The sequence below is a fragment of the Nostoc sp. PCC 9305 genome (assembly GCF_963920915.1).
Taxonomy (GTDB): Bacteria; Cyanobacteriota; Cyanobacteriia; order Cyanobacteriales; family Nostocaceae; genus Nostoc.
Genome location: NZ_CAWUDN010000216.1, coordinates 1 through 3,753 on the forward strand (window position 1 = coordinate 1; position 3,753 = coordinate 3,753).

At 40.2% G+C, this 3,753-nt stretch carries 6 protein-coding genes; 4 read left to right on the forward strand and 2 right to left on the reverse strand.

Annotation, left to right across the window (positions count from 1 at the left end; translation table 11 throughout):
• Nucleotides 1-222 precede the first annotated feature (222 nt).
• Nucleotides 223-1,023, reverse strand: a complete 801-nt coding sequence (locus tag ACM0OX_RS35265) for a histidine kinase (RefSeq protein ID WP_335187478.1) — start codon at nucleotides 1,021-1,023, stop codon at nucleotides 223-225.
• A 191-nt stretch (nucleotides 1,024-1,214) separates the two neighbouring features.
• On the opposite strand from ACM0OX_RS35265, the gene ACM0OX_RS35270 reads away from it, so the two are divergent.
• The 3 genes from ACM0OX_RS35270 (at nucleotide 1,215) to ACM0OX_RS35280 (ending at nucleotide 2,947) form a co-directional block, all read left to right on the forward strand.
• The gene (locus ACM0OX_RS35270) at nucleotides 1,215-1,439 is read left to right on the forward strand and encodes a hypothetical protein (protein ID WP_334928588.1); all 225 of its coding nucleotides are present in this window, start codon (nucleotides 1,215-1,217) and stop codon (nucleotides 1,437-1,439) included.
• Between the two features lie 55 nt (nucleotides 1,440-1,494).
• Entirely contained in the window at nucleotides 1,495-1,830 is a 336-nt protein-coding gene (gene petJ / locus ACM0OX_RS35275) for a cytochrome c6 PetJ (protein ID WP_414519816.1), read from the forward strand.
• 97 nt (nucleotides 1,831-1,927) lie between these two features.
• Nucleotides 1,928-2,947 (forward strand): aldo/keto reductase, encoded by a 1,020-nt coding sequence (locus ACM0OX_RS35280; protein WP_414519818.1) that lies wholly within the window; start codon nucleotides 1,928-1,930, stop codon nucleotides 2,945-2,947.
• 89 nt (nucleotides 2,948-3,036) lie between these two features.
• On the opposite strand, the gene ACM0OX_RS35285 is transcribed toward ACM0OX_RS35280, so the two are convergent.
• Nucleotides 3,037-3,240, reverse strand: coding sequence for a DUF433 domain-containing protein (locus ACM0OX_RS35285; protein WP_414519819.1), 204 nt, complete (start codon nucleotides 3,238-3,240; stop codon nucleotides 3,037-3,039).
• 118 nt (nucleotides 3,241-3,358) lie between these two features.
• Here ACM0OX_RS35285 and ACM0OX_RS35290 point away from each other — a divergent pair, with 118 nt between their 5' ends.
• Entirely contained in the window at nucleotides 3,359-3,607 is a 249-nt protein-coding gene (locus tag ACM0OX_RS35290) for a hypothetical protein (RefSeq protein WP_414519821.1), read from the forward strand.
• Nucleotides 3,608-3,753: the final 146 nt, after the last annotated feature.

A 3,753-nucleotide genomic window follows, 5' to 3' on the forward strand; every position in this document is an offset into this window, starting at 1 on the left:
TAAGGAATCATCCTTCTATGTTATATTTTCTCTCTCGACAATTAATCCACCCTGCGTAAGCGGGGAGGGGTTGGGGGTGGGGTGCAATGACTGTGGGGAATCATAACTAATTATGCGGACATGATCTGAGGGATTAATAAGTCTAATAAAACTGTTGTTTTAACAAAAGAGGGTGGGAAATTCCCACCCTCTTTTTCTCAGTCAATTAAACGCTAAAGCAGCCTATTTGTGAATAGTCTCCCGTTCTTTTTTAGCAGGTTCTTTATCTTTGAATAAGTCAGCTGCCGTTAAAAGTAACTCTCTTAAGGTTTGTTTGATTTGCCGCTCTTTTCTGGCTAGAGATGTACCAGCTTCACCCAGTTTATCTTCTAACTGCGATCGCTTCTCTCCTACCTGTACAGCCATAGACTCTGCTTGAGGACGAGCCTTATCGTACCAGTGTTTAGCCTCGTCTAGATAATCTTGAACCTCCATATTACGTCCGCCGTAGCGTGCAGCCATATTAGCTCGGACAATGGCTAGCTGTGCTTGCAATTGCGCGTAACGTTTCTTTAGCAATCCGACTTCTTCGCTATCTTTAATCGCATTGACAGCAGAATCAATGGCAGTTTTGGTACTCGCAGGTTTTTCCTTACCTGTCTCTTCAATCTCTGCCAAAATTACATCAACCTCTTGTTGGAGTTGTTCTTCTTCACCATCTAGTTGAGCTTGTAACCTTTTTATATCTGTTTGAGTTTGAGCAATGCTTTCGTGTCTTTTGCTATTAATCCCTTCCAGCGCTCCTTCAATGGAAGCTGTCACTTCATCTTTGAGTTCGCCACCTTTTTCTTGGAAGTTTTCAATTACAGCAGAAACTGCATCTTTCACGATGCTACGAACTTCACTAGAACCTTGTTTAAACTCAGAAGCTACTTGAGAAACTGCGGATTTTACTATTTCTCGAATCCTCTCGGTTCTTAATTGTCCAGTTTCTTTCGCTTGTTGCAAGTCGGCTTGAATTTGTTGCTTGATATTGTTAGGCATTTTCAACTCTTGGTATTTAACTAATTTGGATAAAATTTTCTAGAGATGTTCTTACATCAACATTATGGCGTAGCTTGATTAAGCTAGACACTTCCTTTAGATAGAAAATTCCAATCCCAAAGAGGTGATGTGTAAGATGTTGCCCATTTATGAGATGATGAATATTTAGTGGTAGTAATTAGGAGTGAAATATGTGGCAAGTAAATATTACTTGTTCGGGTGATGCCTGGAAAATCTATGGTGTTGATTTTAAAGCGATCGCAGCGAAATATCAAGGTGAATTGATTGGTTCTAAAAAAATGCCAGATGGAACGCGCATCATGTCTTATAAAATTGAGGATGTTAGTGATGCGGAAGCTTTTCAAGAAGATTGTGCCAATTTTGCCGGATTTACAACTGACTTTGAATCACTCTAGTATTGGTTCTGATACTTATGCCTACAATTAGTATGTCCAAATCTGGAGAAGTTAATTGAAGAAACTACTTACATTAGTATTAGTAACGTTTTTGTTATTAATCAGTACTTTTACTTTGCCTGCTAGTGCAGCAGACACAGTTAACGGCGAACAAATATTTAGCGTTCATTGTGCTGGTTGTCATATCAATGGCAGCAACATCATCAGGCGCGGTAAAAATCTCAAAAAGCCAGCCCTAAAAAAGTATGGTATGGATTCAATAGAGGCAGTTACATCTATAGTTACCAATGGTAAAAATAATATGTCAGCCTACAAAGAGCGTCTCTCTGAACAGCAAATTCAAGACGTTGCTGCTTACGTTCTCGAAAAAGCTGAAAAAGGCTGGCGTTAAACAGTCAGGAGTTAGGAATTATGAATTATCAGTTATGATTTATCTATTAGTAATTGTTAAGTCTTCCCATTCCTAACTTTTCACTCATAAATTGAAAATGAACTTACCCGCAGCTAGTCGTCTCCAATTTACTCCCGATTTGAACATCTGCCGTATATTAAATGGGATGTGGCAAGTATCCGGCGGACACGGACAGATCAATCCCCAAGCCGCTATTGAGACTATGTTCAAATATTTAGATGCTGGCTTTACTACTTGGGATTTAGCAGATCATTATGGCCCTGCGGAAGACTTTATTGGTGAGTTTCGTTGCCAACTAATTGATACTCGTGGTAAAGATGCTTTATCTCAGGTACAAGCCTTTACGAAATGGGTACCTCGTGCAGGCAAAATGACGAAAAAACTCGTCGAGGAAAATATTGATATTTCCTTGAGAAGAATGAATGTGCAATCGTTAGATTTGATGCAATTCCACTGGTGGGAATATCAGGATAAAAATTACCTGGATGCCCTAAAATATATGGCAGAACTTCAGACTGATGGTAAAATTAAGCATTTAGGTTTAACCAATTTTGACACGGAAAACTTGAAGATTATTACTGAATCAGGCATCAAAATTGTTTCTAATCAAGTGCAATTTTCGCTTATTGACCGCCGTCCTGAAGTTAATATGGTAGAGTTTTGTCAACAGCATGACATAAAGCTTTTTACTTACGGTACGCTGTGTGGCGGTTTTTTATCAGAAAACTATTTGGGTAAACCGGAACCACAAGGATTTGATCTCTCCACTGCTAGTTTGAAAAAATATAAAAATATGATCGATGCTTGGGGTGGTTGGCGATTATTTCAAGAGTTGCTGGCTATCCTCAAAGAAATTGCTAATAAGCATGGGGTAAGCATTTCTAACGTAGCAGTGCGTTACATTTTAGATCAGCCAACTGTAGGAGGTGTGATAGTTGGCGCCAGACTTGGAGTATCTGAACATATAGAAGATAACGCCAAAGTATTTAGTTTTAGTTTAGATGAAGACGATCGCGATCGCATCAATGCAGTATCTCGCCAATCACGCGATTTGTACCAGCTAATCGGCGATTGCGGCGACGAATACCGGCGATAATTTCGGGAAAAAGGCAGCGGAAAATTTTCATTTGCTAGAAACCGCATCATCCCGCCTCAGACAAAAGCGGTAGAGTGTACAAAGATTCTTCACGCATTACACTCTGCCGTAAAAGCGAACACCGCTCTTAGTGCCTCTGAGGTAAGAGTAGGATAGTTTTCTAGCACTTGTTGTTCTGTCCATCCCGCAGCAAACAAACCCAATAAGAACTCTACAGATAAACGAGTTCCTTTGACAGTCGGCTTACCCAGCAAAATTTTAGAATCTGAATGAATGTGCTGTTGCCAGTCCATAGTTTCTACTCCGACAAAGCTACAGCTATTGTTGCACAGGATGATTATTGTTGGATTGCCCAGAGAGGAAATGCGATCGCGTTACTCTTAAATTAATTGCTGACAATATAACCAGCTTATGCAATCCCTAAATATCACACTGCCAGATGCGATCGCTAATGCTCTCAGTGCTTACATCGGCGATCGAGAAGTCTCTTTAGCTGCTAACGCTATCGTAGAAAATGCCCTCGAAGAATTCCTCAGCCAACGTGGTTCTTTACCTCCACAAAAGCAAGGTTTACGCCTAACTCCTGCATCAAAGGGAAGTGGATTTAAAGATACGTCAGTAAATCACGATAAAATTCTAGCTGAACAAACCTTTTCCTAAGCCACAATGTGAGTAACAACATTCTGCAATTAGTCCCCAAGATTCATCAACGAAGCTCAGAGGTTCATGCACGAAGCTAAAAGGTTCATCAACGAAGCTCAGAGGTTCATGCACGAAGCTAAAAGGTTCATCAACGAAGCTCAGAG

Bases quoted from the DNA above. Each gene is read 5' to 3' on its own strand.
- ACM0OX_RS35265 (WP_335187478.1), bottom strand. From the start codon at position 1,023: ATGCCTAACAATATCAAGCAACAAATTCAAGCCGACTTGCAACAAGCG.
- ACM0OX_RS35290 (WP_414519821.1), top strand. From the start codon at position 3,359: ATGCAATCCCTAAATATCACACTGCCAGATGCGATCGCTAATGCTCTC.
- ACM0OX_RS35285 (WP_414519819.1), bottom strand. From the start codon at position 3,240: ATGGACTGGCAACAGCACATTCATTCAGATTCTAAAATTTTGCTGGGT.
- ACM0OX_RS35280 (WP_414519818.1), top strand. From the start codon at position 1,928: ATGAACTTACCCGCAGCTAGTCGTCTCCAATTTACTCCCGATTTGAAC.
- ACM0OX_RS35270 (WP_334928588.1), top strand. From the start codon at position 1,215: ATGTGGCAAGTAAATATTACTTGTTCGGGTGATGCCTGGAAAATCTAT.